This window comes from Streptomyces sp. R-74717 (genome assembly GCF_047305335.1).
Lineage (GTDB): Bacteria > Actinomycetota > Actinomycetes > Streptomycetales > Streptomycetaceae > Streptomyces > Streptomyces atratus.
This window is the reverse complement of sequence record NZ_CP102361.1, coordinates 5,978,833-6,004,789: the sequence shown is the minus strand read 5'-3', so window position 1 is coordinate 6,004,789 and position 25,957 is coordinate 5,978,833. Positions and strand designations below refer to the sequence as shown.

Sequence of the window (25,957 nt, the reverse complement as noted above, 5' to 3'; positions counted from 1 at the left end):
CCGGCCAGGAAAGGAAACGAGCACTCATGGCGAACACCGAAGCGTCACTGAAGGAAGCGATGACGTCCATCGAGGGCACCCTCGGTGTCGCCCTCGTCGACTACACCAGCGGAATGGCGCTGGGCACCCTCGGCGGCGGCAAGGACTTCAACCTGGAGGTCGCGGCCGCGGGCAACACCGATGTCGTACGGGCCAAGCTCCGCACGATGGAGCACCTCGGCCTCCAGGACGAGATCGAGGACGTCCTGATCACGCTCGGCGGTCAGTACCACCTGATCCGGCTGCTCAAGGCCCGCGGCAGCAACGGCCTTTTCCTGTACCTGGTGCTGGACAAGGGCCGCGCCAACCTGGCCATGGCCCGCCACCAGCTGAAGCGGATCGAGACCGAGCTGGAGGTCTGACCCGGCGGCCTCAGCGCCGGCGCCGCGCCCCGCCGGGCGCGGCGTCACCCGCCATCGGCCCGGTCGTCCGATACCCCTTCACCCGCTTGCCCGCGGGCCGTCCGCGCTCCACCCAGTCGGTCCGCACCCAGTACAGGGTGTCGTCCCGGCGCTCGCGCTGCCCGATCCTGACGGCCTTGATCCAGAGCCCGGCCCCCGCGCCCGCGAGCACCATCCCGCCGGCCCCGGGCAGCAGGAACGCGCTCGCCACCGCTACGAGGAACGCCCCGAGCAGCCACCACCGGTGCCCGCGTCGCCAGTTGCGTACGGTCACGGCCCCGTCCTGGAGAAAGTCGGACCGCCCTGCGCGGGTGGCGCCCGTGGCCAGTTCCGCGTACCGCCGGCCGCGTACGAGCGCCACCACGGCCGCGGTGACCAGGAACAGCGCCGCTCCGGCCAGCAGCCCGATCCGGCGTCCGGTGAGCCCCGGCACCAGTGCGCCGATCGCCGCGGCGAGCAGCCCCGGCCACCACAGCGGTGCGGCTCCGGCCCGTACGATCACGGCCACCCTCGCCAACGACTGCGCTCCGCGCCCCACGTCCGTACCCCTCTCCGAAGCTCCTTCTGATCCTTCTGGGCCCGGAGATTAATAGCCGTAAATGAGCAATGCCTGAGAATCGTCGAGGTCGGTGGGGCCGCCCTCAGTACGTGATCCCCATCAGGCCGGCGCCGCGCCCGTCACTCGACGAACAGCCCCCGCGCCACCGCTCGCGCGTCGAACTCCTCCAACCGCGCCTGCGCATCGGGCAGGTCGTCGCACATCGCCTCCAGCAGCACCCGGCCCAGCAGCATGGGCGCACACGCCGTGTCGAAGGCGAGCCCGGTGCCGACGGCTGCCGGAATCAGCAGGTCGCTGTGCTTGGCCACCGGAGCGAACGCCGAATCGGCGACCGACACCACGGTCAGCCCCTGTTCCTGCGCATACGCGAGGGCGTCCACGACCTCCTTCGGATGCCGGGGCAGCGCGAAACAGATCAGCGCCGTGGCGCCCGCCCGCCGCACAGCGTCGATCCGGTCGTGCAGCATGCTGCCGCCCTCGTCGAGCACCCGGACATCGGGATGGACCTTGGCCGCGAAGTACCCGAACCCGCGCGCCTGGGAGGAGGCGGCCCGCAGTCCGAGCACGGGGAGCGGCCGGGAGGCGGCGAGCAGCCGCCCCGCCCGCTCGACGGGGCCGGGGTCGGCGAGCAGCTCGGCGAGGTGCTGCAGATTCTCGATCTCGCCGAGGACAGCCTGCTGGTATTCGTTGTACGCGCGTTCACCCGCCCCCTCACCCGGCTCGGCGGGCCCCGGCGCGACATCCCGCAGATACCTCCGCAGCGCCGGATAGCCGTCGAATCCGAGGGCGACGGCGAACCGGGTGACGGACGGCTGACTGACCCCGGCCAGCTCGGCCAGCTCGACGCTCGACAGGAACGGCACCTCGGCGGCCCTGCGCACCATGGAGTGTGCGATGCGCCGTTGCGTCGGTGTCAGCCGGTGCCCCTCGAAAAGCTGCTGCAGTCGTGCGGCAGGGCTGCTCTCGCTCATACCGTCCCCCTCCAAAGTTCTGTGTACTGGTCGAGCAGCTCCCCGGCCGCGACCTTTACATCATCGGTGAGCGGCCGGTCCGCGAGGTCGTCGTTGAGCAGAGAATCGGCGAGCACGAAGGCACGGCCCACCGGAAGATCCGGATCGGGGCGCAGATCCCGCTGACGCAAAGCCCTCACGGCGGCGACCAGTTCGCAGCCCACGACTTGCCGGTACGCGCCGCAGGCCCGCAATGTCTGACGGGCGGCGAGCGAGGCGAAGCTGGCCTGCTCCTCGACACCGCGGGACAGGACGGCGTGGCCGAGCGATGCGGGGGCGGAGTAGGTGCGCAGATCGCCGAGGGCGGCCCCGGCCGCGTACTCCAGGATCATCACGCCGGACGAGGCAGGCTCGCCGTCCGCGAGGAAGGGCCGCAGGCGGGTGAGGGCCGGCTCGTTGAGTGCCGAGAGCCGGGAGGTGGAGAGCCGGGCGACCTGGGTCACGGCGAGCCTGAAGTGGTCGAGTGCCAGGGCCAGCTGGGCCAGGTAGAAGCCGCCGTGGTGGTAGGCGGCCGGGCTGTCATTGGCACCGGCGTCCGGGCAGATGAGCGGGTTTTCGGCGGCGGCGTTGATCTCGACGGCGAGAACCCGTTCGAGGGCGTCGGCGGCGTCCTGCGCGGGCCCGTGGATCTGCGGCAGGCAGCGGAATCCGTACGGGTCCTGGATCCGGCCGAGCGGTGGTCCGGGGCGCTCCGGGACGCCGAGCAGCTCCCGCATCCGGGCGGCGACATCGTAGGAACCGGGGTGGGGGCGGGCCGCGTGGACCGGTTCCGCGTAGGCCTCGTACGAGCCGTCGACCGCGAGCAGGGAGAGCGCGGCGACGACCTGGGTGGCGGTGACCAGGCGGCGCAGCTCGTCGAGGGCGAGCGTGGCCTGTCCGAGGGTGAGGGCGTTGCTGCTGATCAGGGCGAGGGCGTCGTTGTTGTCGAGGGGCTGGGGCTCGGGGGCGACGCCGGGGCCCTGCCAGGGGTGTTCCCCGGCGAGGGCGAGGCCGGCCTGGGCGAGGGCCGCGATGTCGCCGGTGCCGACCGAGCCGAATTCATTGACGACCGGGTGCGCCCCGGCCTCCAGCGCCTCGCAGAGCGCGGTGACGACGGTGGGCCTCAGTCCGGCGCCGCCTGCGAGCAGCTGGTTGGCGCGTACGGCGAGCATGGCCCGGACCTCGCGGGCGGGCAGCACTTCGCCGATCGCTCCGGCGTGGCTGCGCAGCAGCCGCAGTCCGTGGCCGGCTGCCGCCTCGGTGGGAACGTCCTCGTTGCGGTTGGCGCCGACGCCGGTGGAGCGTCCGTAGACCCGTCCAGCGGCGGCAAGCTCCCGGGCGGCGCCCCAGGAGCGGTCGACGCGCTTCATCGCTTCGTCGGCGGGGACGGGGCGGGCGGTGCCGTGGGCGAGCCGGACGACATCGGAGACCGGGAGGGTCTGGCCGTCGAGCACGACGACGCCGACGGAACCGGAAGCTCCGGAAGAGCCGACGGTCCCGGACGCGGAGTCCTCGGAGTCCACCAGGTGGGACGACATCATGCGCAAACTCCTCCTATCCGAACATTTTGTCTCGCTCTTCGGGTCTCTGTAACAGTGTTTTACCCCGAGGCATTGACAACCTATTCAGTAACGAAGAACTCTGCATGACTATATGCAGCCCGGGCAAGGGACGACTTATGATCAAATTCGACGCAGTGAACAAGCGTTTCCCGAACGGCACGACGGCAGTTCACGACCTCAGCCTCACCATGCCGGAGGGCGGTATCACCGTCCTCGTCGGTTCTTCCGGCTGTGGTAAGACCACCACGCTGAGAATGATCAACCGGATGGTCGAGCCGACTTCCGGCACCATCCGGCTCGGCGGCAAGGACATTCTCGAAGCGGACGCCGCGGAGCTGCGGCGAGGCATCGGGTACGTCATCCAGCAGGCCGGCCTCTTCCCGCACCGCACGGTGCTCGACAACATCGCGACGGTGCCCCTGCTGCTCGGCCACGGCCGCAGGGCCTCCCGGGCCAGGGCCGCCGAGCTCCTGGAGACGGTCGGGCTGCCCGCCGAGGCCGCCAAGCGCTATCCGCACCAGCTCTCCGGCGGCCAGCAGCAGCGGGTCGGCGTGGCCCGCGCGCTCGCGGCGGACCCTCCGGTGCTGCTCATGGACGAGCCGTTCGGCGCGGTCGACCCCGTCGTACGGACCCAGCTCCAGGACGAGCTGCTGCGTCTCCAGAAGGAGCTCGGCAAGACCATCGTCTTCGTCACCCATGACATCGACGAGGCGGTACGGCTCGGCGACCGGATCGCCGTCTTCCGTACCGGCGGCCATCTGGTGCAGTGCGCACCGCCCGCCGAGCTGCTCGCCCGCCCGGCCGACGACTTCGTCGCCGACTTCCTGGGTGCCGAGCGCGGACTGAAGCTGCTGTCGCTGAGCACGCTCGCGGATCTGCCTCAACGGCCCCCGGCGACGGTGCGGGCAGACGAACCGGCCGCCGCCGGGGACAGCGGCTCCGACTGGCTGCTGGTCGTCTCCGCCAAGGGTGAACCGCTCGGGTGGCTCGACAGCCGGACCGCACCGGCGGGCCCTGCGGGCGACGCCCCACTGCTCCCCGTACGCCCTCTGCGCGACACGGACTCGCTGCTCTCGGCGCTCAACGAGTCGATCGCCTCACCGACCGGTCTGATCGCCCGGGTCGACACCGACGGCGTACTGACCGGAGTCACCGCGCGCGAGGCCATCCACGACCTCGCGGGCGCGGCCCACACCACTGCCGCCGCGCAGAAGGCCGGCACAGAGAAGTCGGCTGTTGCGGTACCGACCGTGAACGGCAGCTCATGACCATCGAGTGGGCGTGGATATCCGACCACGCGAACGACCTGTTCACCCTCACCGTCTCCCACCTCCAGGCCGCGCTGAGTGCCGTCCTCCTCGGGCTGCTGATCTCCCTGCCGCTGGCCGTGCTCGCCCATCGCGTGCGCCCGCTGCGCGGAGCCCTGCTCGGCCTCTCGAACGTCCTGTTCACCATCCCCTCCATCGCGGTCTTCGTCCTCCTGCTGCCGGTTTCGGGGCTGACCCGCACCACCACCGTCATCGGCCTGACCATCTACACGCTGGTCGTGCTGTTGCGGAACACCGTCGAGGGACTGGACTCCGTACCCGTGAAGACGCGTGAGGCCGCCAGGGCGATGGGTGCCCGCCCGCTGCGGATCCTGCTGACGGTCGAGCTGCCGCTCGCCCTCCCGGTGATCATGGCGGGCGTACGGATCGCCACCGTCATGTCGATCTCGTTGGTCAGCGTCGCCACGTACATCGGCGACGGCGGTCTGGGCCAGCTCTTCACCGACGGCTTCCAGCGGAACTTCCCCACCCCGGTGATCGTCGGTGTGGTCCTGACCCTGCTCCTCGCGCTGGTCGCGGACGCGGCGCTGGTCGCGGTGCAGTACGCGCTCACCCCGTGGACACGGAAGCAGAGGGCCTGACATGTACGAACTCTTCGCGGACCTCGGCCGCTGGCTGACCGGCAGCGAGCAGTGGACCGGCCAGGACGGCATCGCCCATCGCCTCGCCGAGCACCTCCAGTACTCGCTGATCGCCACGCTGATCGCCACGGCGATCGCACTCCCCATCGGCCTGCTCATCGGGCACACCGGGCGCGGCGCCTTCCTCGCCATCAATCTGTCGTCCTTCGGCCGGGCCCTGCCGACCGTCGGTCTGGTGGTGCTGGTCTTCCTGGCCGGCGGCCTGTCCATGACCCCGGTGTACGTGGCGCTGGTCGCCCTCGCCGTCCCCTCGATCGTCACCAACACCTACGCCGGAATGACCGCCGTCGACCCCGATGTGAAGGACGCCGCACGCGGCCAGGGGATGCGCGGTCCCCAGGTGCTGTGGCACGTCGAACTCCCGCTCGCCCTCCCGCTGATCATGACCGGGCTGCGGCTGGCGCTGATCCAGGTCGTGGCCACCGCCACCATCGCCGCCTATGTCAGCTTCGGCGGTCTCGGCCGCTATGTCTTCGACGGTCTCGCACAGCGCGACCTCGTTCAGGTGCTGGGCGGCGCGGTCCTCGTCGCGGTCGTCGCCGTCGTACTCGATCTGGCGCTGTCCGGGCTCCAGCGCGTCCTCTTCCGCCACCGCTCCGCCTGAGGAGAACCACCGATGACTCGCACGTCCCGCACATCCCCCATGAACCGAAGGACCCTGCTCGGCGGCCTCCTCGCCGCGGCCTCCGTCCCCGCACTCGCTGCCTGCAGCAGCGGAATCACCTCGCTCGACGGACAGGGCGGCGGCAGCGGCGGTGGCGGCTCGAGCTCCGGCGGCATCACCATCGGCACCGCCAATTTCACCGAGAACCAGATCCTCGGCCATCTGTACGCCGCGGCCCTCGGCGCCGCCGGTGTGAAGACGACGGTCCGCGCCAACCTGGGGACCCGCGAGATCCTCATCCCCGCGCTGAAGGGCGGCGACATCGACCTCCTGCCCGAGTACCAGGGCGCCCTGCTCCACTACCTCGACCCGAAGGCGACCGCCACCGAGGAGGGCGAGATGCAGAACGCACTCGCCGTCGCCCTGCCCGCCGGTCTGCAGATCCTCCCGTACGGCATGGCCGAGGACTCCGATGCCTTCGCCGTCACCCGCGAGACCGCCCGGAAGTACGGCCTGTCCTCCCTCGCCGATCTGGCGAAGCACAACGGAAAGCTGGTCATCGGCGCGGCCCCCGAGGTCAAGAAGCGGACCGTCGGGGCCGTGGGCCTGAAGGACGTGTACGGCGTCACTTTCAAGGAGTTCAAGTCGCTGGACTCCTCCGGGCCCTTGGTGAAGGGAGCCCTGCGGAAGGGCGATGTCGATGTCGCCAACCTCTTCACCACGGACACCGACATCGCGGCCGAGGGCTGGGTGGTCCTCTCCGACCCCAAGAACCTGATCCCCGGCCAGCATGTCGTCCCGCTGATCGCCGACCGGGCCGCGGACTCCACGGTCCGCAAGGCCCTGGCCCGGCTGGGCGCCGCACTCACCACCGAGGACCTCACCGCGCTCAACCGCCTGGTCGACAAGGACAAGAAGGACCCCGAGGACGTCGCACACGACTGGGCGAAACAGCACGGCATCGTCAAGAAGGGAAGCTGACCGATGGCAGGCCTGCTCGAACAGCGTTCCATCGATGTCGTGCCGGACAACGAACGTCACGGCACCGCATTCAGCCAGTTCACGCTCTGGCTCGGCGCGAACCTCCAGATCACCGCCGTCGTCACCGGCGCGCTCGCGGTCGTCTTCGGCGGCGGCCCGTTCTGGTCGGTCATCGGCCTGGCGCTGGGCAATCTGCTCGGCGGAGCCGTGATGGCCCTGCACTCCGCGCAGGGCCCGCGCCTGGGACTGCCGCAGATGATCCAGTCCCGCGCGCAGTTCGGGGTCAAGGGCGCAGTGGTCCCGCTGGCCCTGGTGATCGTGATGTACGTCGGCTTCTTCGCCAGCGGCAGCGTGCTGGCCGGTCAGGCGGTCGGGGAGCTCACCCACCTCGGCGAGACACCCGGCATCGTCATCTTCGCGCTGGTCACCGCCCTGATGGCAGCGATCGGCTATCGCGTCATCCATATGCTCGGCCGGGTCGCCGGCGTGATCTGCGCGGTCGCCTTCGTCTATCTCGGCATCCGGCTGCTCGACCGCATCGATCTCGGGGCCGTCCTCGCCGACCGCGCCTTCGATCTGCCGATGTTCCTGCTCGCGGTCTCGCTCGCCGCGTCCTGGCAGCTGGCGTTCGGCCCGTACGTCGCCGACTACTCCCGCTATCTGCCACGTACGACCAGCGCCCGCGCCACCTTCTGGTGGACGCTCTCCGGCTCGGCGCTCGGCTCCCAGTGGTCCATGGTCTTCGGCGTGCTGGTCGCGGCCACCGCCGGGGACGCCTTCCTGGCGGGCCAGGTCGGCTATGTCGTCGCCCTGGGCGGGACCGGCCTGATCGCCTCGTTCCTGTACTTCGTGATCGCGCTCGGCAAGCTGACCATCAATGTCCTCAACACCTACGGCGGCTTCATGTCGTTGGTGACCAGCATCAGCGGTTTCCGCGGTCAGAAGACCCTCTCCCCGCGCGGCCGGGCTCTCTACATCACCGGCATCATGCTTGTCGGCACCGTTGTGGCCCTGCTCGGCAAGGACAGCTTCCTCGCCTCCTTCAAGGACTTCCTGCTCTTCCTGCTGACCTTCTTCACCCCGTGGTCGGCGATCAACCTGGTCGACTACTACCTGATCTCACGGGAGCGGTACGACATCCCTGCCCTTGCCGATCCGCGCGGCCGGTACGGCGCATGGCGCTGGGACGCGCTGGTGGTGTACGGGATCGGGCTGGTCGCCCAGCTGCCGTTCCTGGTGACGCACTTCTACACCGGCCCGCTGGTCGGGCCGCTGGGCGGCGCCGACATCTCGTGGGTGGTCGGCCTGGTCGTACCGGCACTGCTGTACTGGCTGCTCGCCCGCCGCGACACCACGCACATCCCGGAACACACGATCCTCCCCGCCCAGGTACCAGCAGGCGAGAACAGCGGGTCCGGCACCACCGGCACGGCGGCCGCCCGCACGTAGCCGCAACGAAAGAGGGGGGATAGCCCCACTGCCCGGAGCGCTCCCGATTCGTACCGTAAAAGACATGGAAACCCGTGACCCTGAGCTCAAGAGCGAGCTCGATGCCACCCTGCATGCCCGTAGTGAGCTGGGTTCGGATTACGAGTCCGCGCTCGTCGAGTCGTTCCTGGAGAAGGTCGAGCAACGTCTCGACACCACGCTCGACCGCCGTGTCCGGCGCCATCTCGCCGAGCAGCAGGTGAGCGTCGCCAGGGGTGCGCGCCCGCCGCAGCCCATGGGGAACTTCGGCGAGCGCTACGGCTTCGGGATCATCTCGCTGATCCTGGCCATTCCGCTGTCGGCGATCGGCGCCGCGGCCGCCCATACCGGGGGCCTGGTCGTCGCCTGGCTCGGGATCGTCGCCGTCAATGCCGTGCACGCCGCCCGCAGCTGGCCCTGGTTCCGGCACCGTTCCGGGCGCACTGAGTCCGACTGGGAGGACTGAGGGCCGCGGGCCGGGCCCCGAAAAAACGGGGTGCTACGCCTGGCGGGTGGGCAGCACGACCAGCTGGCGCAGGTTGATGTGGCGCGCGCGGCTGGTGGCGTAGGCCACGAGGTCGGCGATCTCCTCGCTCGACAGTGCCCCGAGCGCGTCGAACATGCCGTCGAGCTGCCCGCTCAGCTCGGCGTTGTCGATGTGGCCGCCCAGTTCCGTGTCGGTGAGACCCGGCTCGATGTTCGTGACGCGGACGTCGCGCGGTCCGAACTCCGTGCGCAGCGACGACGACAGGTGGGTGAGCGCGGCCTTCGTCGCCCCGTACACCGCGTAGTTGGGGAACGTGACGTGCGCGCCGATGGACGAGATGTTCACCAGGTCCGTGGTGCGGCCGTCGGCGGCCGCCGCCACCAGGTCGGATGTGAAGGCCCGGATGATCCGAAGGGCGCCCGTCACATTGGTGTCGATCATCCGCTGCCACTCGTCCGTCCGACCCTCGTCCACCGGGTTCGGCAGCATCACACCGGCCGCGTTGACCACCAGGTCCACCTGCCCGAACGTGCTGTGCACCCGCTCGGCCGCGGCGTCCACGGACGCCTGGTCGGTGACATCGGCGGTGACGGCGAGCGCCTCACCGCCCTCCGCCTCGATCGTGACGGCCAGCTCCTCCAGCCGCTCCGCGCGCCGGGCCAGCAGTGCGACCCTGACTCCCTGGGCGGCGAGCAGCCGGGCGGTCGCGGCGCCCATTCCGCTGGCGGCTCCGGTGATGACGGCGGTGCGGCCTGCGAGGGTCTCGTACGACATGTCCGTACTCCTTGCGCTCTCAGGACCGGGGCGTTTCCCCGGGCCCGGTCCCACTCTGCGCGGCTGCCGCCCGGCTACCCAGGGATGCGTCGTTCCTGGGTCTGCCAGTACCAGGTTCGGCGCCCGCGCTTCTTCTACGATCGGTGTCATGGACGGCGACCTCGGTGATTTCCTCCGCTCACGGCGAGCCCGCATCCAGCCCGAGGACGTGGGGCTGAACGCGTACGGCGGCCGACGGCGGGTTCCCGGACTCCGGCGCGAGGAGGTCGCGCAGCTCGCGGGGGTGAGCGTCGACTACTACATACGACTGGAGCAGGGGCGCGGCCCGAGCGTCTCGGACGCCGTGCTCGACGCGATCGCCCGGGTGCTCCAGCTGGACGAGACGGAGCACACGTATCTGCGTACGGTGGCACGCCCGGGGCCGCGCGTCTCGGCCCCGGGCGCCACCCAGCGGGTCCGCCCCGGCCTGCGCCTGCTGCTGGACACGCTCGGCGGGGCCCCGGCGTTCATCCTGGGCCGCCGGATGGACGTACTGGCGTGGAACGCGCTGGGGGACGCGGTCGTCGGCTACTCGCGGATGCCCCCGGCGGAGCTGAACATCCCGCGCCAGGTCTTCCTCGACCCGGCAACGCGCGAGCTCTATCCGGAGTGGGCCGCGGTGGCGGCGGAGACGGTCGCACATCTGCGACTGGACGCGGGGCTGCACCCCGATGACAAGCAACTGGCCACGCTGGTGGGCGAGTTGTCCATGAAGAGCGAGGACTTCCGTCGGCTGTGGGCGGATCACCAGGTGAAGGCGAAGACCTACGGCGTCAAGCGCATCGACCACCCGGTGGCGGGCGAGCTGACCCTCCCGTACGAGACGCTCGGCGTGCCCGGCGACCCCGGCCAGTCCCTGGTGGTCTACACCCCGGAGCCCGGCAGCGAGACCGCGGAACGCATCGCGCTGCTGGCGAGCTGGGCGGCCGCACCGGCCGGATGAGGCGCCGCCGGGGGCGCGAACGGCCCCTCACCCGGCCGGCCAGGCACTCGCCCGTCGCACGGTCCGCGCACATGACCGTCGCAGACGTCCGTCGCACATGGATGTATCGCGGGGACCGCCGCACCCCCGGTTTCCCAGGGGGCGGGACGACGGCGGTCCCCGCGAGGGACACGGTCCGGGTCAGGGCCGGTCACCGCGTCCTGGCGACGGTGGAGGTCCGGGAGCCGCTCCGTAGTCCGTGTCGCCGTATCGGGTGTCGGCGGGTTTCCCTCCGACGCCCATCAATCTGCCGGACTCGTGTTAAGCCGGTGCTGCGCGTACGTGTCGCGCTCGTACCGTTTTCGCGAAGCCCGGCCTCCGAGCCGGCTACGGCTTGCCGGGCGCCGCGTCCTTGGCGAGGAACGCCAGCAGGTCCTGCCTGCTGACCACGCCCTTCGGCTTGCCCTCCACCAGCACGATCGCCGCGTCCGCCGCGTTCGTGCCGCCGAGCACCGCCATCAGGTCCGCGACCGGTTCGCCGGAGCCGACCTGCGGCAGCGGGGGCGACATGTGCTTCTCCAGCGGGTCGGAGAGCGAGGCGCGCTGCGCGAACAGGGCGTTCAGCAGCTCCCGCTCCACCACCGAACCGATGACCTCGGCGGCCATCACGTCCGGGTGGCCCGCGCCCGGCTTCACGATCGGCATCTGCGAGACGCCGTACTCGCGCAGGACGTCGATCGCCTCGCCGACGGTCTCCTCGGGGTGCATGTGGACGAGCGTCGGGATCGGGCCGTCCTTGTGGTCGAGCACGTCCCCGACGCGTGCGGACGGCCCGGTGTCCTCCAGGAAGCCGTAGTCGGCCATCCACTCGTCGTTGAAGATCTTGCTCAGGTAGCCGCGGCCGCTGTCGGGCAGCAGGACGACGACCACGTCGTCCGGGCCCAGTCGCTGCGCGACCTCCAGGGCGGCGACGACCGCCATGCCGCAGGAGCCGCCGACCAGCAGGCCCTCCTCCTTGGCGAGGCGGCGGGTCATCTGGAAGGAGTCCTTGTCGGACACGGCGACGATCTCGTCCGTGACCGTACGGTCGTACGCGCTCGGCCAGAAGTCCTCGCCGACACCCTCGACGAGATACGGGCGTCCGGAGCCGCCGGAGTAGACCGAGCCCTCCGGGTCCGCGCCGACGACCTCGACCGAGCCGCCGCTGATCTCCTTCAGATAGCGGCCGGTGCCGCTGATCGTGCCGCCGGTGCCGACACCCGCGACGAAATGGGTGATCTTCCCGTCCGTCTGCTCCCACAGCTCCGGACCGGTGGTCTCGTAGTGCGAGCGCGGGTTGTTCGGGTTGGAGTACTGGTCGGGCTTCCAGGCTCCCGGCGTCTCGCGGACCAGCCGGTCCGAGACGTTGTAGTACGAGTCGGGGTGCTCGGGGTCAACGGCCGTCGGGCAGACGACGACCTCGGCACCGTAGGCGCGCAGCACATTGATCTTGTCCGTGGACACCTTGTCCGGGCAGACGAAGATGCACTTGTATCCCTTCTGCTGGGCGACGATCGCCAGGCCGACGCCCGTGTTGCCGCTGGTCGGCTCGACGATCGTGCCGCCGGGCTGCAGCTCGCCGCTCTGTTCGGCGGCCTCGATCATGCGCAGGGCGATGCGGTCCTTGACCGAACCGCCGGGATTGAAGTACTCGACCTTGGCCAGGACCGTCGCCTGGATGCCGGCCGTCACACTGCGCAGCCTCACCAGCGGGGTATTGCCTACGAGACTGATCATCGAATCGTGGAATTGCACCGTGTACTCCGGGGTCTCCGAGATGGTGCGGCAAGCGTATGCGTACGGGCACGGGATTGGGCGAAGCGATTGAGCGGCGGTCACTGCGGGGCAGTTAGCTGTATGTACGGCGGTACGGCAACGAGGAGGTGGACCGGACTGTGTCGAGGGCAAGGGTGGCACGGCGGATCGCGGCGGGCGCGGCCTACGGCGGCGGCAGCATCGGGCTGCTCGGCGCGGCGGCGGTAGGCGTACTGCTGGCGGAGGTCCAGCTGGCGAAACGGCAGGTGGGCGGCGGTATCGCACCGGTTCCGCCGAGCGCGGACGGGCGGTACGGGGTAGCGTTCGCCGGCCCTGCGGACCCGTTGTCGCTGGTGTTGCTCGGTGATTCGACGGCGGCCGGGCAGGGGGTGCGCCGGGCCGGGCAGACACCTGGGGCGCTGCTCGCATCGGGGCTCGCGGCGGTGTCCGAGCGGCCGGTGGATCTGCGCAATGTGGCGCAGCCGGGCGCCCGGTCGGACGATCTGGAGCGGCAGGTCTCGCTGCTGCTCGCCGACCCGTCCCGTACGCCCGACGTGTGCGTGATCATGATCGGGGCGAACGATGTGACGCATCGGATGCCCGCCACCCAGTCGGTGCGCTGTCTGACCACCGCCGTGCGCAGGCTGCGTACGGCGGGTGCGGAGGTGGTGGTCGGCACGTGCCCGGATCTCGGCACGATCGAGCCGGTCTACCAGCCGCTGCGCTGGCTGGCCCGGCGGGTGAGCCGACAACTGGCGGCGGCCCAGACGATCGGTTCGGTGGAGCAGGGCGGGCGGACGGTGTCGCTGGGCGACCTGCTGGGGCCGGAGTTCGAGGCGAATCCGCGGGAGCTGTTCGGTCCGGACAACTACCACCCGTCGGCGGAGGGGTACGCCACGGCGGCGATGGCGCTCCTGCCCACGCTCTGTGCGGTGCTGGGGATGTGGCCGGAGTCCGACCGCCTGGACGGGGCCCGGCGCGAGGACATGCTGCCGGTGGCCAAGGCGGCCTCCCAGGCGGCCAGGGAGGCCGGTACGGAGGTCACGGGGGCGCGGGCGCCCTGGGCGCTCCTCAAGCACCGCAGGCGGCGGCGTCTGCCCGCGGCCACGGAGCCCCATCCGCACCCGGAGGCGCATGGAGAGGCACCCTCGGAGACACGCGGGGAACCACAGGGCGACTCGCACTCGCACTCGCACGAGGAGGCGCACAAGGACACGCGCAAGGAGCCGTATGGAGAGTCGCACGGGGAGTCGCACAACCTGCCTGCCAATTGATCGACTGAGCGGTCGCTTAGAAAAGAGGTCGGCGTCACATGCGCTGCCCGGTGACCCAGCACCTACGTACAGGTAACTTCCAAGTCAGCACCTGCCAGAACCCGCCTTCCAGCCCTCATGGAGCCGCGTGATGCCCGAAGCCGTGATCGTCTCTGCTGCCCGTTCCCCCATCGGCCGGGCCTTCAAGGGTTCGCTGAAGGACCTGCGCGCGGACGACCTGACCGCCACGATCATCCAGACCGCGCTGGCCAAGGTGCCCGAGCTGGACCCGGAGGACATCGACGACCTGATGCTCGGCTGCGGCCTCCCCGGCGGCGAGCAGGGCAACAACCTGGGCCGCATCATCGCCGTACAGATGGGGATGGACCACCTTCCCGGCTGTACGGTCACCCGCTACTGCTCGTCCTCCCTCCAGACCAGCCGGATGGCGCTGCACGCCATCAAGGCCGGCGAGGGCGACGTCTTCATCTCGGCCGGTGTCGAGATGGTGTCCCGCTTCGTGAAGGGCAACTCCGACAGCCTGCCGGACACGCACAATCCGCTGTTCGCCGACGCCGAGGCGCGGACCGCGGCCCGCGCCGAGCGGGGTGGCGACGACTGGCACGACCCGCGCGAGGACGGCCTGGTCCCGGACGCGTACATCGCGATGGGGCAGACCGCGGAGAACCTGGCCCGGCTCAAGGGCGTCACCCGCCAGGACATGGACGAGTTCGGCGTCCGCTCGCAGAACCTCGCCGAGGAAGCCATCAAGAACGGCTTCTGGGAGCGCGAGATCACCCCGGTCACCACCCCGGACGGCACGGTCGTCTCGAAGGACGACGGCCCGCGCGCGGGCGTCACCCTGGAGGGCGTGCAGGGCCTGAAGCCGGTCTTCCGCCCCGACGGCCTGGTCACCGCGGGCAACTGCTGCCCGCTCAACGACGGCGCCGCCGCGCTCGTGATCATGTCCGACACCAAGGCGCGCGAGCTGGGCCTGACCCCGCTGGCCCGGATCGTCTCGACCGGTGTCTCCGGCCTCTCCCCCGAGATCATGGGATACGGACCGGTGGAGGCCAGCAAGCAGGCGCTGAAGCGCGCCGGGCTGACCATCGACGACATCGACCTGGCCGAGATCAACGAGGCGTTCGCCGCCCAGGTGATCCCCTCCTACCGCGACCTCGGCCTGCCGCTGGAGAAGGTCAACGTCAACGGCGGCGCCATCGCCGTCGGCCACCCCTTCGGTATGACCGGAGCCCGGATCACCGGCACGCTGATCAACAGCCTGCAGTTCCACGACAAGCAGTTCGGCCTGGAGACCATGTGCGTGGGCGGCGGCCAGGGCATGGCGATGGTCATCGAGCGGCTGAGCTGAGCTGCAGCGGAGGGCAGGGGTCGCCTGAGGTACGAAGGCGGCACCTGCCCGCAGCGGAAGCGAAGCGAACGCGACCACAAGCTCGAGCGGCTGAGCTGAGCTGCAGCGGAGCCGACCCCGGCATAGCCGTCGACCGGTTCACGGCCGAGGACATGGCCGGTTCCGAGCCCCGACCGTGACCGAATCTCCCCCAGGATGTGACCTATCTCCTGGGGGAGAGCCATTCCCGCAGGTCACACCCGCAACAGGGTTAAACCCCAGGCCCAAAGACCTGTCCAATTCGTGACGTAATGCACTGACACCGGGCGCAGGTAGGGGACAAGCTGAGGTAGGAAGTCGGGGGATCGATTGAAACCGGGAGTATGTCAGTGAGCGTCATGTCTCTTGCCCTGTTGCTGACCACCGCCGCTGCCACGGCCGTCGGCGCTGCCGCTCTGCACGCCGCTCACGGGCTGCGCAAGCAGATCACGGCCCTTCGTACGGAGCTGACCGTGGCCCGCGTCCAGGGTGCCGCCGTACCCGCGCAGAGCCGCAACGACGTGTCCCCGGCCGCCGAGATACGCGCGGCCGTGGCCGAAGCACTCGCCGAGGAGCGGGAGCGCGAGCTCGCCGAGGCCCGCGCCTTCTGGGCCACCCAGGAAGCGCGCGACGCCGCCGACGCCCCGTCCCTGCTGGGCGGACTGACCGGGATCGGCGAGGACGCACCGTTCTTCATGCCGCGCCAGGCCGACTTCGCGGGCCTTGAGGCGATGGACCTCGACGCCACCGAGGCGCTCGAAGAGCTGACGGAGCTGACGGAGCTGGCCGAGCTGACGGACATGACCGAGCTGCCCGAGACGGCGGAGTTCGCCGAGGATTCCCCCGAGCTGGCCGCGGCCCGTCGCCGTCACCCCTCGCACCCCGACTTCGTTCCGGTGCAGACCCCGGTCGTCACCGACCACGAGCGCACCGTGAACCGCCTCGAAGAGCTCGCCGACAGCTGTACGGAACTCGCCGATGTGCGCCCCGGCCCGCTCGGCACCCTCGACGTCTATGTCTTCGCCGACGGCACCACGCTCTGCATGACCCCCGGCCACCGCGAGACGGCCGAGCGCCTCGCCGAGTCGCTGCTCGCGGGTGAGCACCCGGTACTGCTGGGCGGCTCCGGCGTCTCCGGCGCGTACGCCCTGACCTTCTCCTGCGGCAAGGAGAACGTCTACATCCTCGCCGACCGCGTCATCGCCTCGTTCTAGCCCCCGGCGCATCCGGGCAGGGCGGCTCTCGCCGGCCCCTGCCCCCGGACCACCGCCCGCCCGCCGCTACGCGAACGCCCGCGCAGCGGCCTCCGCCACGAATTGCACGGCCTCGTCCAGCTCAGCCGACGGGGCCGTTTCCAGTGCCACCGCCAAGTCACGCCCCGCTACGGCAAGTTGGTCGCCGATCGCGAAGATCCCGGCGTCCGGAATGATCCGCGGTTCCCGATCCGGCGCCTCGATGCGCTGGGCCCGCAGAGCCAATTCCCTGGCCGTGGCCAGCCCTTCGGCAGCCGCGCCGCGCTGCAGACGGCTCTGCGGCGCGGCGCGCAGCCGGTCGGCGAATCGGTCCACGGCGGTGATCAGCGGGGTCGTATCGAGCACTCCGTGACCCTACGCGCCCTGCCGGGATGGTTGCCAACGGGCCGCTGCTCGGGCACGGTGTCGGGAAGGACCAGCAACGCGCACTGCGTCGGAGGCGCCGATGTCCCAAGTCTTCTCCGAAGAGACCCATCGCAATCTGCTCTCCAGAATCCCCCGCTGCACCGGTCGTGAAGTCTCCGACTGGCTCCGCACCGTTGAGGAAGGCCCCGCTCTCCGCTTCGAGGAGAAGGTCAGCTGGCTGCGGAGCGAACACGACCTCGCCTACGGACACGCGAAGGCCCTCATCCACGAGTACGACCTCAGAAGGGCCGCGCGCAAGCTGCTCTAGGCACACGTGAGAAAGGGGAACGGCCCGCAGGCACAGTGCCTGCGGGCCGTTCCGTTCCCGTTGCGGGGCGGCGTGTCAGTCGTCGCCGCTGAGGATGGAGAGCAGACGCAGCATCTCCAGGTAGATCCACACCAGGGTCATGGTGAGGCCGAAGGCCGCCAGCCAGGACTCCTCGCGCGGGGCGCCGAACGCGATGCCGTCCTCGACCTGCTTGAAGTCCAGGGCCAGGAAGCACGCACCGAGGACGATCCCGATGACGCCGAAGAGGATGCCGAGGCCGCCGCTGCGGAAGCCCAGGCCGTCACCGCCGCCGAAGACGGCGAACAGCAGGTTGACCACCATCAGGAGCATGAAGCCCATGGCGGCGGCCATCACGAAGCCGTAGAAGCGGCGGGTGACGCGGATCCAGCGCATCTTGTACGCGAGAAGCACACCGGCGAAGACACACATGGTGCCCATCACCGCCTGCATCACGACGCCCGGCCCGATGTACGTGCTGACCGCGCTGGAGATCACCCCGAGGAAGACACCCTCGAAGGCCGCGTACGCGACGATCAGCGCCGGGACCGGCTTGCGCTTGAAGGACTGGACGAGCGACAGGACGAACGCCACCAGGGCGGCGCCGATCGCGATGCCGTAGGACTTGCCGAGGTTGGCCTCGTCGACCGGCAGCAGGGCCCAGGCGAGCACGGCGCCGAGCACCACGGTGCCGAGCGTGAGCGCCGTGCGCGTGACGACATCGTCGATCGTCATCGCACCGGAACGCGCCGGTGCCTGCGGGACGCCGTACTGGGTGTCCTGCTGAGCGTAGGGGTTGGTGGCGTACGGGTTGGCGGCGGTGCCCTGCGCGTACGGGTTGGTACCCGCTGCGGGGGCCCCGGCCTGCGGCGCCGCGTTGAAGCCCGCGTATCCGTTGTCGCGGCTGAAGCCCCGTCGCGAGAAGACCGGGTTGCTGCTCCTCATCTCACTCCTCCATGGCCACCCTGCGCGGCCTTCCCATAAGAGTAATGGGTAGGCAAAACAATCAGACTAGTGCTTGGGGAGGATCTTTGGGGAACAGGCGGACGGGTGGCCGTCCTCCCCGGCCGACGGCCACCCGCTCAAGGCCTGTCCGGGTCGGTGGCGCGCAGGTCGGCCAGCAGTTCGGCCTGGCCGGCCAGGACCCCGGACAGGATGGTCCTGGCGACCTTGAGGAGTTCCGCCACCTGCGTGTTGGCCAGGGAGTAGTACACGCCGGAGCCCTCCCGGCGCGCGACGACCAGATTCGCCCGCCGCAGCACGGCCAGCTGCTGCGAGAGGTGCGCTGGCTCGACGCCGGTCTCGGGCAGCATCTCGGAGACCGCGTGCTCCCGCTCACTGAGCAGTTCCAGCACCCGGATGCGCACGGGGTGCCCGAGCGTCTTGAAGAACTCCGCCTTCAGTTGGTACAGGGGCGCGCTCACCGAACCGGCCTCTTGCCCTCTGCCCCGGCCGTCCGGCCGGGGCGCCGCAGCTGCGCGTGTGCCGTGCATCGCGTCCCCCAAAAACTCTTCGCCATGGGGCCATCCTCGCGCGTTCGCTCAAACGTGCTGACCTCGTTAATTGCCGAGATTAGCAATCCGTGGCATCCGGACGGCAGGTGCGGGCCCGCCCTGGCCGGCGTCCGCCGTACGGCAGCACGCCCCGCTCCCGTACGGGACAGGGCGGGGCGTGGGCCGTGTGCCGACCGCGTCCGGAGCGGTGCCGCTCAGGCCTTCTTGAGGAACTCGGTCCTGAGCACCAGGCCCTTGACCTTCTTGGTGTTGCACTCGATCTCGCCGGCCTTGCCGGTGAGACGGATGTTCTTCACCAGCGTGCCCCGCTTGAGGGTCTCCGAGGTCCCCTTCACCTTCAGATCCTTGATCAGCGTGACGGAGTCGCCGTCCTCAAGGGCCGTTCCATTGCTGTCCTTGACGATCATTTCGGCCATCGTGCGTCCTTGCCTCGTTCTGCCCGCTTCCTACAGCGGGACGGTAATCCAGATGCTCTTGCCCCGGCCGTCCGCGTCCTTGCGCACGACCGTGGTGCCGCCGAGCCCCAGGGTGAGTTCGACGACCGTCGCCAGGCCGCCGCCCGTGCCGGTGGCCGGTCCGTGCAGGGCCGGCTCGTACGGGTGGCGGTCGTGGACGCCGAACGCGAAAGTGTCCCGGCCCGCCGCGTACAACACGGTCACGGTCGGGGACAGCACGGCGGCGTGCCGGACGCTGTTGGTGACCAGTTCGCTGAGGATCAGCAGCACCGGATCGACGCTGGGGTGACGCAGGCTGACGCCCCATTCGACCAGCACCTGCTCGGTCGTCTCGCGCGCGGTCCTGACGGCGGCACCCATGGCGGGCAGGGTCAGGACATGGCGCAGCGGCAGCGCCTCGTGCCGGTCCGTCATGAGGCTTTCTCGGCGGCGGTCATCGGGAAGCCTCCCCGGGCTGGACGGTGACGGGGCCGACGGCGGCGGGCATTCCGGTGACGGGTGCGACGGCGCCGCGGACGGCGGGTACGAGACCGACGGACCGCAGACGGTCGCGGGCCGCCGCGACGGCCTCCGGGGTGGTGGCGTGGTCCCGCCCGTCGGGCCGGAGCAGGTCCAGGGCGCCGACGGCCTCCAGCGCGCGCCGCTGGCCGGGCCGGATTCCGGAGGCCAGCACGGTGATGCCGCGTCGGTTGAGCTTCTGTACGGCGTCCTTGAGGGCCAGGGCGCCCGTGCCGTCCATCGTGGTGATCCGCGACATCCGCAGGATGACGACGCGGACGTCGGCGACCTCGGAGAGTTCGAGGAGGAAACGGTGGGCACCGGCGAAGAACAGCGGCCCGTCGATGCGGTAGGCGACGATGTGCTCGGCCAGCAGCGCGTGTTCCTCGTCGCTGTGCTCGCCGGGCAGGCCGGGGCGGAGGTCCACCTGATCCATCCGGGCCTGGCCGGCCACTGCCCTCAGCGCCAGCGCACCGGCCACCACCAGGCCGATGACCACCGCGTACACGAGGTCGAGGGCGAGTGTGGCGGCGGCCGTCAGGACGAGCACCGCGGCGTCGGAGCGGGTGGCGCGGGCCATCGCGCGCAGCGTGCCGACCTCGACCATGCGGATCGCGGTGGCCAGCAGCACCCCCGCCAGAGCGGCGAGCGGAATCCTGGACACCAGAGGGGCCGCCGCGAACACGATGCCGGCGAGGACGGCGGCGTGGGTGAGCGCGGCGAGCCGGGAGCCCGCGCCCGCCCGGACGTTGACCGCGGTACGGGCGATGGCGGCCGTCGCGGGGACACCGCCGAACAGCGGGGCGGCCAGGTTCGCGATGCCCTGCCCGAAGAGCTCCCGGTCCGGATCGTGTTTCTGCCCGACCGTCATGCCGTCGGCGATGGTGGCCGACAGGAGCGACTCCAGTGCCGCGAGCGCGGCCACGGCCACCGCGGGCGCGAGCAACGAGCCCAGCGCCGACACGTCCAGGAAACCCAGGGAGGGGACCGGCAGCCCGGACGGCAGATCACCGATCGGCTCTGCCGAATCCAGGTGGAACAACTGGGCGGCCAGTGTCGCGGCGATCACCGCCACGACGGAGAACGGGACGGCGGGCCGCAGACGCGCACCCAGCAGCATCACGGCCGCCACACCCGCCGCGAGGGCGACGGCGGTCCAGTTCGGCGCCTTCGCGAACTCCTCGGCCGCCCGCCAGGCCACCACGAGGACCTTGTCGCCCTCGGGTTCGGCCACACCGAGCGCGTTGGGGATCTGCTGCAGTCCGATGACACAGGCGATGCCCAGCGTGAAGCCCTCCACCACCGGAGCCGGGATGTACCGCATGTACCGGCCGGCCTTCAAAAGGGCCAGTCCGATGAGCAGGACCCCGGCCATCATCCCCACGGTCAGCACCCCGCCGGGCCCGAACTCGGCGACGATCGGCACGAGCACGACCGTCATGGCCCCGGTGGGCCCGGACACCTGGAGGTTGGAGCCGCCGAACAGCGCCGCCAGGGTGCCGGCCACCACCGCGGTCGCGAGGCCCGCCTCGGCGCCCAGCCCGGAGGAGACCCCGAAGCCGAGTGCGAGCGGCAGCGCCACGATGGCGACGGTGAGTCCGGCGAGCAGATCGCGGCGCGGGTTGCGGCGCATGGCCGCGAAGTCGGCCCGGTCGGGCAGCAGCGAACGCACCCGGCCCGGGGCCCGGCTGAGGTCCGTACTCACCGCGCCGTGACCTCGGATTCCCGCAGCTCCGTGAGCAGCTCGTTCCGCCCGTCCAGCATCTCGGTCAGGATGCGGCGCGCGGCGCGCATCAGCTCCGCGACATCGCCGCCCGCGAGCTCATAGACCACGGTCGAGCCTTCCCGGGTGGAATTCACGATCCCCGAGCGGCGCAGGACCGCCAACTGCTGCGACAGCGCCGAGGGCTCCACCTCGATCGCCGTGAGGAGCGCCCGCACCGGCATCGGACCGTTCTGGAGCAGCTCCAGAACCCTGATGCGCACCGGATGACCCAGCATCCGGAAGAACTCGGCCTTCGCCTGGTACAGCGGAACGGGCACGACCACGGACCCCCTGTCGGCCCTCGGAGACCCGGGGGCATCGCTCGGCACCACGCCTGCGGCTACTTGCGGACACAGCAAACGCATAATGTATCGAATTGCAGAAATTCGCAATTCGCAGAATGCGAGCTGCGCCGTTGATGACGGTTCGTCAATACGGGTCCCCACTGGATCGGCTGCCGCGCCGCGGCAACCCCGGTCGCCGGCAGGGCCGCCGTACGGCGCTCTGCCCACTCGGCCGCCGTGCGCAAGGTGGTGCCCGGAACCGGACTCGAACCGGTACGCCCCCGAGGGGCAGCGAGGTTTAAGCTCGCCGTGTCTGCATTCCACCATCCGGGCCTGGCGCGCGGCTCCGCGTTGGCACATGACCCTATCCGGGGGCTTCCTCCGATCAGTGGATCAGTGGCGCGATGTTGTCTTATTTTATTGACCGTTTGAGGGGTCGTCAGCACTCGCAAGAGGGCATCGCCACATGCCTGGGCGGGGTAGCGGGCGCGGCGACCGGTAATCCGGATTGACGTAAAGTCGCCGCACCCGGACGGCGCATTCGCCAGGCGCGCGCCAGTGATCGCCATGGGCACGCCACCCTGGCCGGGCAAGGGGGCCGTGTCGATGTCCTCAGGGTCGGTGTCATACCGCAGGAGGACGCAGAAGCCCCTCGGGTGCGACTCAAGACGGCCCCTGGAACGGGCACGGGGTCTGACGACCTGCGGCGATACGGCGGTGACGATAGAGGGGTTCCAAAGGCAACCGCACGCAACCCCGGACGAAGCCCTCGGCCGGAGCCCCGAATCAGGAGATTCCCGTGACCACCACTTCCACCGCACACCGCGTCACCACGGTGGCTGCCCGCGCCACGGATCTGTCGAAGGTCTACGGAGAGGGCGAGACCAGGGTCACGGCCCTGGACCGGGTCTCCGTGGACTTCCCGCGGGGCGAGTTCACCGCGATCATGGGCCCGTCCGGTTCCGGCAAGTCCACGCTGATGCACTGCGTGGCCGGCCTCGACAGCTTCAGCAGCGGTTCGGTACGGATCGGTGAGACGGAGCTGGGCTCCCTCAAGGACAAGCAGCTCACCCAGCTCCGCCGGGACAAGATCGGCTTCATCTTCCAGGCGTTCAACCTGCTGCCGACGCTGACGGCCCAGGAGAACATCACGCTCCCCATGGACATCGCGGGCCGCAAGCCCGACGCCGAGTGGGTCCGCAAGGTCATCGACATGGTGGGCCTCTCCGACCGGCTGACCCACCGGCCGACCGAACTCTCCGGCGGCCAGCAGCAGCGCGTCGCCGTGGCCCGTGCCCTGGCCTCGCAGCCGGAGATCATCTTCGGCGACGAGCCGACCGGAAACCTGGACTCCCGCTCCAGCGCCGAGGTCCTCGGCTTCCTGCGCAACTCGGTGCGCGAGCTGGGGCAGACCGTGGTGATGGTGACCCACGACCCGGCGGCCGCCTCCTACGCGGACCGGGTCATCTTCCTCGCGGACGGCCGGATCGTCGACCAGATGATGCACCCCACCGCGGACGGGGTCCTCGACCGGATGAAGGCGTTCGACGCCAAGGGCCGCACCAGCTGAAGCCCGCCCTTCCCCGCGCCCTCTTCCGGAACCCCTCCCCATCCCAGGACTGACAGACATGTTCCGTACCGCCCTGCGCAATGTGCTCGCGCACAAGGCCAGGCTGCTGATGACCGTCCTCGCCGTCATGCTCGGCGTGGCCTTCGTCTCCGGCACCCTGGTCTTCACCGACACCCTCGGCAACGCCTTCCGCAATCAGTCGGCGAAGAGCTACGACGACGTCGCCGTCGCCGTCACCACCTACGCCGACCAGCGCGACGAGAAGACGCCCGCCATCACCGCCGCCACCCTGAAGAAGATCCAGGGCCTGGACGGTGTGGACACCGCCACCGGCCGGGTCGACGGCTTCGCCGGGGTCGCCGACCCCGACGGCAAGCTGATCGGAAACGGCTGGTCGAACACCGGCAGTAACTTCTCTCCCGGCAAGAACGGCAAGGACTCCGCGTACACCTTCGTCGACGGCAAGGGTCCGGACGCGTCCGACCGGATCGCGCTCGACAAGGAAACCGCGAAGAAGGGCAAGTACCACGTCGGTGACCAGGTCCGGGTCGCCACGAACGGACCGGTGAAGGAGTACACCCTCTCCGGTGTCTTCACCACCGAGGACGGCACGGTCAACGCGGGCGGCAGCCTGGTCCTCTTCGACACCCCGGTCGCCCAGAAGCTGTACCTCAGGCCCGGCGAGTTCAGGGACGTCAACATCGCCGCCGCAGCCGGCGCCTCGGACCAGAAGCTGCTCGCCGAGGTGAAGCCGCTGCTGCCCAAGAACGCCGAGGCCAAGACCGGCAAGGCCCTCGCCGATGAGCAGGCCAAGCAGATCGAGAGCGGTCTGAGCAGCCTCAACGGGATGCTGCTCGCCTTCGCGGCGATCGCCCTCTTCGTCGGCATCTTCCTGATCGCCAACACCTTCACCATGCTGGTCGCCCAGCGCACCAAGGAACTGGCGCTGATGCGCGCGGTCGGTGCCTCCCGCCGCCAGGTCAAGCGCTCCGTGCTCCTGGAGGCGGCGGTGGTCGGCGCGATCGCGTCGGTCGTCGGGTTCGTGCTCGGCCTCGGTCTCGCCACCGGACTGCGCTCCGCGATGAGCCTGATCGGCGGGAAGATCCCGGCCGGACCTCTGGTCATCTCGCCCACCGCGGTCGCTGCCGCGTTCGGCGTCGGCATCCTGATCACCGTGCTGGCCGCCTGGCTGCCCGCCCGCCGAGCAGCGAAGATCCCGCCGGTAGCGGCAATGAGCAGCGTCCACGCGACGGCCACCGTCAAGTCCCTGGTGCTGCGCAACTCGATCGGTGCCGTGCTCACCCTGCTCGGCGGCGCGGCGATCGTCGCAGGTGCGGCCAAGGCCGGATCGACCGGCCGGTTCGTCGTCGGCTTCGGCGCGTTCCTCGCGCTGGTCGGTGTCATCGTGCTCATCCCGCTGCTGTCGCGGCCGGTGATCGCACTGGTCCGCCCGCTGCTGCAGCGGCTGTTCGGGGTCTCCGGCAAGCTGGCCGCGCAGAACGCGGTCCGCAACCCGCGGCGTACCGGAGCCACCGCCTCCGCGCTGGCGATCGGCCTCACCCTGGTCACCGGTATCTCGGTGCTGGGCGTCACCCTCGGCCAGGCGATCGACCGGGCCACGACGGACAACATCAAGGCCGACTACATGGTCTCGATGGCGAGCGGCAGGCCGCTCGACGAGTCAGCACTCACCGCCCTGGAAAAGGCCGACGGCGTCGTCGCGCTCTCGCCCCAGCAGGCCACCTCCATAACGGTCAAGGACACGTATCACTCGGCCTCCGGAGTCACGCCGGGCGATGTCCAGCAGGTCTTCTCCGTGAAGACGGTCTCCGGTTCGCTGGACTCGCTGGGCAACGGCGAGATCGCCGTCGACAACAAGACCGCGAAGTCGAACGGCTGGAAGACCGGCGACACTCTGCCGGTGACGTACGAGGACGACAAGAAGGGCACCCTGAAGGTCGGCGCAATCTACGAGGAGAGCGAGTTCCTCTCGTCGGTCCTGATGCCCAAGAACATCGTGAACGCGCACCAGAGCCACCCGGAGATCCGCGAGATCTGGCTGAAGATGGACGGGGGCGCGTCGAAGGCCAATGAGCAGGCCGTGGTCGACGCCCTGGGAGACAACCCGGCGATGTCCGTCATGGACCAGCAGGACATCCGGGACACGTTCGGCGGCTTCATCAGCCAGGCCCTGAACATCATGTACGGGCTGCTGGCAATGGCTCTGATCATCGCGGTGCTCGGGGTCGTCAACACCCTGGCCATGTCGGTCTTCGAGCGTCAGCAGGAGATCGGCATGCTGCGGGCGATCGGCCTGGACCGGCGCAGGGTGAAGCGCATGATCCGGCTGGAGGCCGTGGTCATCTCGCTCTTCGGCGCGGTGGTCGGCGTCGCGCTCGGTACGTTCCTCGGCTGGGCGATCGGGCAGACCCTGAAGTCCGACATCCCGGACTACGCCCTGGTCATCCCGTGGGACCGGATCGGACTCTTCCTGGTGCTCGCCGCGCTGGTGGGCGTGCTGGCCTCGCTCTGGCCGGCCCGCAGCGCCGCGAAGCTGAACATGCTGACGGCGATCAAGACCGAGTAGCAGCCGTCCGGCACCGGGACGGGACGGCCGGGGGCCGGTACGCGCAGCGCGGAGCTGCGGGTACCGGCCCCCGGTGCGTCCGGTCCGGGTGCCGGGGTCTCCCTGTGCCG

At 70.2% G+C, this 25,957-nt stretch carries 26 protein-coding genes and 1 tRNA gene; 14 read left to right on the top strand and 13 right to left on the bottom strand.

The genetic code is table 11. From position 1 onward, the window contains the following. Positions 1-26: 26 nt before the first annotated feature. Positions 27-401, top strand: a complete 375-nt coding sequence (locus NRF20_RS27540) for a hypothetical protein (RefSeq protein ID WP_398630948.1) — start codon at positions 27-29, stop codon at positions 399-401. Between the two features lie 10 nt (positions 402-411). On the opposite strand, the gene NRF20_RS27535 is transcribed toward NRF20_RS27540, so the two are convergent. From NRF20_RS27535 to NRF20_RS27525, 3 genes are all read right to left on the bottom strand, one after another. Next, complete coding sequence (locus tag NRF20_RS27535; RefSeq protein WP_398630949.1) at positions 412-978, bottom strand: hypothetical protein; 567 nt, start codon at positions 976-978, stop codon at positions 412-414. A 140-nt stretch (positions 979-1,118) separates the two neighbouring features. Next, the gene (locus tag NRF20_RS27530; RefSeq protein ID WP_398630950.1) at positions 1,119-1,970 is read right to left on the bottom strand and encodes a MurR/RpiR family transcriptional regulator; all 852 of its coding nucleotides are present in this window, start codon (positions 1,968-1,970) and stop codon (positions 1,119-1,121) included. After that, the gene (locus tag NRF20_RS27525) at positions 1,967-3,526 is read right to left on the bottom strand and encodes an aromatic amino acid ammonia-lyase (protein ID WP_398631053.1); all 1,560 of its coding nucleotides are present in this window, start codon (positions 3,524-3,526) and stop codon (positions 1,967-1,969) included. The genes NRF20_RS27530 and NRF20_RS27525 overlap by 4 nt, the downstream gene beginning before the upstream one ends. 140 nt (positions 3,527-3,666) lie before the next feature. Between NRF20_RS27525 and NRF20_RS27520 the strand changes: the two genes are divergently transcribed. The 6 genes from NRF20_RS27520 (at position 3,667) to NRF20_RS27495 (ending at position 9,037) form a co-directional block, all read left to right on the top strand. Next, positions 3,667-4,818, top strand: a complete 1,152-nt coding sequence (locus NRF20_RS27520) for an ABC transporter ATP-binding protein (protein WP_398630951.1) — start codon at positions 3,667-3,669, stop codon at positions 4,816-4,818. Further along, entirely contained in the window at positions 4,815-5,459 is a 645-nt protein-coding gene (locus tag NRF20_RS27515) for an ABC transporter permease (RefSeq protein ID WP_266361062.1), read from the top strand. The genes NRF20_RS27520 and NRF20_RS27515 overlap by 4 nt, the downstream gene beginning before the upstream one ends. A 1-nt stretch (position 5,460) precedes the next feature. Further along, positions 5,461-6,123: an ABC transporter permease gene (locus NRF20_RS27510; RefSeq protein WP_266361061.1), complete on the top strand. Its 663-nt coding sequence runs from the start codon at positions 5,461-5,463 to the stop codon at positions 6,121-6,123. Positions 6,124-6,162: 39 nt separating this feature from the next. Beyond that, positions 6,163-7,104 (top strand): ABC transporter substrate-binding protein, encoded by a 942-nt coding sequence (locus NRF20_RS27505; protein ID WP_398631054.1) that lies wholly within the window; start codon positions 6,163-6,165, stop codon positions 7,102-7,104. 3 nt (positions 7,105-7,107) lie between these two features. Then, positions 7,108-8,553 (top strand): purine-cytosine permease family protein, encoded by a 1,446-nt coding sequence (locus NRF20_RS27500; RefSeq protein WP_398630953.1) that lies wholly within the window; start codon positions 7,108-7,110, stop codon positions 8,551-8,553. A 64-nt stretch (positions 8,554-8,617) separates the two neighbouring features. Next, positions 8,618-9,037, top strand: coding sequence for a hypothetical protein (locus NRF20_RS27495; protein ID WP_114244900.1), 420 nt, complete (start codon positions 8,618-8,620; stop codon positions 9,035-9,037). A 33-nt stretch (positions 9,038-9,070) separates the two neighbouring features. Here NRF20_RS27495 and NRF20_RS27490 read toward each other — a convergent pair whose 3' ends face one another. Further along, positions 9,071-9,832: an SDR family oxidoreductase gene (locus NRF20_RS27490; RefSeq protein WP_413753460.1), complete on the bottom strand. Its 762-nt coding sequence runs from the start codon at positions 9,830-9,832 to the stop codon at positions 9,071-9,073. A 148-nt stretch (positions 9,833-9,980) separates the two neighbouring features. Between NRF20_RS27490 and NRF20_RS27485 the strand changes: the two genes are divergently transcribed. After that, entirely contained in the window at positions 9,981-10,814 is an 834-nt protein-coding gene (locus NRF20_RS27485; protein ID WP_398630955.1) for a helix-turn-helix transcriptional regulator, read from the top strand. A gap of 366 nt (positions 10,815-11,180) precedes the next feature. Here NRF20_RS27485 and NRF20_RS27480 read toward each other — a convergent pair whose 3' ends face one another. After that, positions 11,181-12,587, bottom strand: a complete 1,407-nt coding sequence (locus NRF20_RS27480; protein ID WP_398630956.1) for a cystathionine beta-synthase — start codon at positions 12,585-12,587, stop codon at positions 11,181-11,183. A gap of 155 nt (positions 12,588-12,742) precedes the next feature. Here NRF20_RS27480 and NRF20_RS27475 point away from each other — a divergent pair, with 155 nt between their 5' ends. The 3 genes from NRF20_RS27475 (at position 12,743) to NRF20_RS27465 (ending at position 16,444) form a co-directional block, all read left to right on the top strand. After that, positions 12,743-13,861, top strand: coding sequence for an SGNH/GDSL hydrolase family protein (locus tag NRF20_RS27475; RefSeq protein WP_398631055.1), 1,119 nt, complete (start codon positions 12,743-12,745; stop codon positions 13,859-13,861). Between the two features lie 130 nt (positions 13,862-13,991). Beyond that, positions 13,992-15,212, top strand: a complete 1,221-nt coding sequence (locus NRF20_RS27470; RefSeq protein WP_266361056.1) for an acetyl-CoA C-acetyltransferase — start codon at positions 13,992-13,994, stop codon at positions 15,210-15,212. A 392-nt stretch (positions 15,213-15,604) separates the two neighbouring features. Then, entirely contained in the window at positions 15,605-16,444 is an 840-nt protein-coding gene (locus NRF20_RS27465) for a hypothetical protein (protein WP_398631056.1), read from the top strand. A gap of 66 nt (positions 16,445-16,510) precedes the next feature. Here the strand turns inward: NRF20_RS27465 and NRF20_RS27460 are convergent, their stop codons facing one another. Beyond that, positions 16,511-16,828, bottom strand: coding sequence for a hypothetical protein (locus tag NRF20_RS27460; RefSeq protein ID WP_266361055.1), 318 nt, complete (start codon positions 16,826-16,828; stop codon positions 16,511-16,513). Between the two features lie 100 nt (positions 16,829-16,928). Between NRF20_RS27460 and NRF20_RS27455 the strand changes: the two genes are divergently transcribed. Beyond that, positions 16,929-17,156 (top strand): DUF4287 domain-containing protein, encoded by a 228-nt coding sequence (locus tag NRF20_RS27455; protein WP_266361054.1) that lies wholly within the window; start codon positions 16,929-16,931, stop codon positions 17,154-17,156. 75 nt (positions 17,157-17,231) lie between these two features. Here NRF20_RS27455 and NRF20_RS27450 read toward each other — a convergent pair whose 3' ends face one another. From NRF20_RS27450 to NRF20_RS27420, 7 genes are all read right to left on the bottom strand, one after another. Continuing rightward, positions 17,232-18,119, bottom strand: coding sequence for a Bax inhibitor-1/YccA family membrane protein (locus tag NRF20_RS27450; RefSeq protein ID WP_398630958.1), 888 nt, complete (start codon positions 18,117-18,119; stop codon positions 17,232-17,234). Between the two features lie 137 nt (positions 18,120-18,256). After that, positions 18,257-18,598: an ArsR/SmtB family transcription factor gene (locus NRF20_RS27445; protein WP_398630959.1), complete on the bottom strand. Its 342-nt coding sequence runs from the start codon at positions 18,596-18,598 to the stop codon at positions 18,257-18,259. Between the two features lie 284 nt (positions 18,599-18,882). After that, positions 18,883-19,104, bottom strand: coding sequence for an alkylphosphonate utilization protein (locus tag NRF20_RS27440; RefSeq protein WP_266361050.1), 222 nt, complete (start codon positions 19,102-19,104; stop codon positions 18,883-18,885). A gap of 30 nt (positions 19,105-19,134) precedes the next feature. Next, entirely contained in the window at positions 19,135-19,557 is a 423-nt protein-coding gene (locus tag NRF20_RS27435) for an ATP-binding protein (RefSeq protein ID WP_398630960.1), read from the bottom strand. Positions 19,558-19,576: 19 nt separating this feature from the next. Further along, positions 19,577-21,274: a SulP family inorganic anion transporter gene (locus tag NRF20_RS27430; protein ID WP_398631057.1), complete on the bottom strand. Its 1,698-nt coding sequence runs from the start codon at positions 21,272-21,274 to the stop codon at positions 19,577-19,579. Positions 21,275-21,342: 68 nt separating this feature from the next. Next, the gene (locus tag NRF20_RS27425) at positions 21,343-21,684 is read right to left on the bottom strand and encodes an ArsR/SmtB family transcription factor (RefSeq protein WP_413753459.1); all 342 of its coding nucleotides are present in this window, start codon (positions 21,682-21,684) and stop codon (positions 21,343-21,345) included. Positions 21,685-21,937: 253 nt separating this feature from the next. Then, positions 21,938-22,023, bottom strand: a tRNA-Leu gene (locus NRF20_RS27420). A gap of 466 nt (positions 22,024-22,489) precedes the next feature. Between NRF20_RS27420 and NRF20_RS27415 the strand changes: the two genes are divergently transcribed. Both NRF20_RS27415 and NRF20_RS27410 read left to right on the top strand, forming a co-directional pair. After that, positions 22,490-23,260, top strand: a complete 771-nt coding sequence (locus tag NRF20_RS27415) for an ABC transporter ATP-binding protein (RefSeq protein WP_266361044.1) — start codon at positions 22,490-22,492, stop codon at positions 23,258-23,260. Between the two features lie 58 nt (positions 23,261-23,318). Further along, the gene (locus NRF20_RS27410; protein ID WP_398630962.1) at positions 23,319-25,847 is read left to right on the top strand and encodes an ABC transporter permease; all 2,529 of its coding nucleotides are present in this window, start codon (positions 23,319-23,321) and stop codon (positions 25,845-25,847) included. Positions 25,848-25,957: the final 110 nt, after the last annotated feature.

What these genes read in the sequence shown, in the direction of transcription:
- NRF20_RS27450 (WP_398630958.1), bottom strand. Translation starts at nt 18,119, where the DNA reads ATGAGGAGCAGCAACCCGGTCTTCTCGCGACGGGGCTTCAGCCGCGAC.
- NRF20_RS27485 (WP_398630955.1), top strand. Translation starts at nt 9,981, where the DNA reads ATGGACGGCGACCTCGGTGATTTCCTCCGCTCACGGCGAGCCCGCATC.
- NRF20_RS27495 (WP_114244900.1), top strand. Translation starts at nt 8,618, where the DNA reads ATGGAAACCCGTGACCCTGAGCTCAAGAGCGAGCTCGATGCCACCCTG.
- NRF20_RS27470 (WP_266361056.1), top strand. Translation starts at nt 13,992, where the DNA reads ATGCCCGAAGCCGTGATCGTCTCTGCTGCCCGTTCCCCCATCGGCCGG.
- NRF20_RS27540 (WP_398630948.1), top strand. Translation starts at nt 27, where the DNA reads ATGGCGAACACCGAAGCGTCACTGAAGGAAGCGATGACGTCCATCGAG.
- NRF20_RS27520 (WP_398630951.1), top strand. Translation starts at nt 3,667, where the DNA reads ATGATCAAATTCGACGCAGTGAACAAGCGTTTCCCGAACGGCACGACG.
- NRF20_RS27500 (WP_398630953.1), top strand. Translation starts at nt 7,108, where the DNA reads ATGGCAGGCCTGCTCGAACAGCGTTCCATCGATGTCGTGCCGGACAAC.
- NRF20_RS27440 (WP_266361050.1), bottom strand. Translation starts at nt 19,104, where the DNA reads ATGGCCGAAATGATCGTCAAGGACAGCAATGGAACGGCCCTTGAGGAC.
- NRF20_RS27430 (WP_398631057.1), bottom strand. Translation starts at nt 21,274, where the DNA reads ATGCGCCGCAACCCGCGCCGCGATCTGCTCGCCGGACTCACCGTCGCC.
- NRF20_RS27525 (WP_398631053.1), bottom strand. Translation starts at nt 3,526, where the DNA reads ATGTCGTCCCACCTGGTGGACTCCGAGGACTCCGCGTCCGGGACCGTC.
- NRF20_RS27505 (WP_398631054.1), top strand. Translation starts at nt 6,163, where the DNA reads ATGAACCGAAGGACCCTGCTCGGCGGCCTCCTCGCCGCGGCCTCCGTC.
- NRF20_RS27455 (WP_266361054.1), top strand. Translation starts at nt 16,929, where the DNA reads ATGTCCCAAGTCTTCTCCGAAGAGACCCATCGCAATCTGCTCTCCAGA.
- NRF20_RS27410 (WP_398630962.1), top strand. Translation starts at nt 23,319, where the DNA reads ATGTTCCGTACCGCCCTGCGCAATGTGCTCGCGCACAAGGCCAGGCTG.
- NRF20_RS27490 (WP_413753460.1), bottom strand. Translation starts at nt 9,832, where the DNA reads ATGTCGTACGAGACCCTCGCAGGCCGCACCGCCGTCATCACCGGAGCC.
- NRF20_RS27435 (WP_398630960.1), bottom strand. Translation starts at nt 19,557, where the DNA reads ATGACGGACCGGCACGAGGCGCTGCCGCTGCGCCATGTCCTGACCCTG.
- NRF20_RS27530 (WP_398630950.1), bottom strand. Translation starts at nt 1,970, where the DNA reads ATGAGCGAGAGCAGCCCTGCCGCACGACTGCAGCAGCTTTTCGAGGGG.
- NRF20_RS27510 (WP_266361061.1), top strand. Translation starts at nt 5,461, where the DNA reads ATGTACGAACTCTTCGCGGACCTCGGCCGCTGGCTGACCGGCAGCGAG.
- NRF20_RS27515 (WP_266361062.1), top strand. Translation starts at nt 4,815, where the DNA reads ATGACCATCGAGTGGGCGTGGATATCCGACCACGCGAACGACCTGTTC.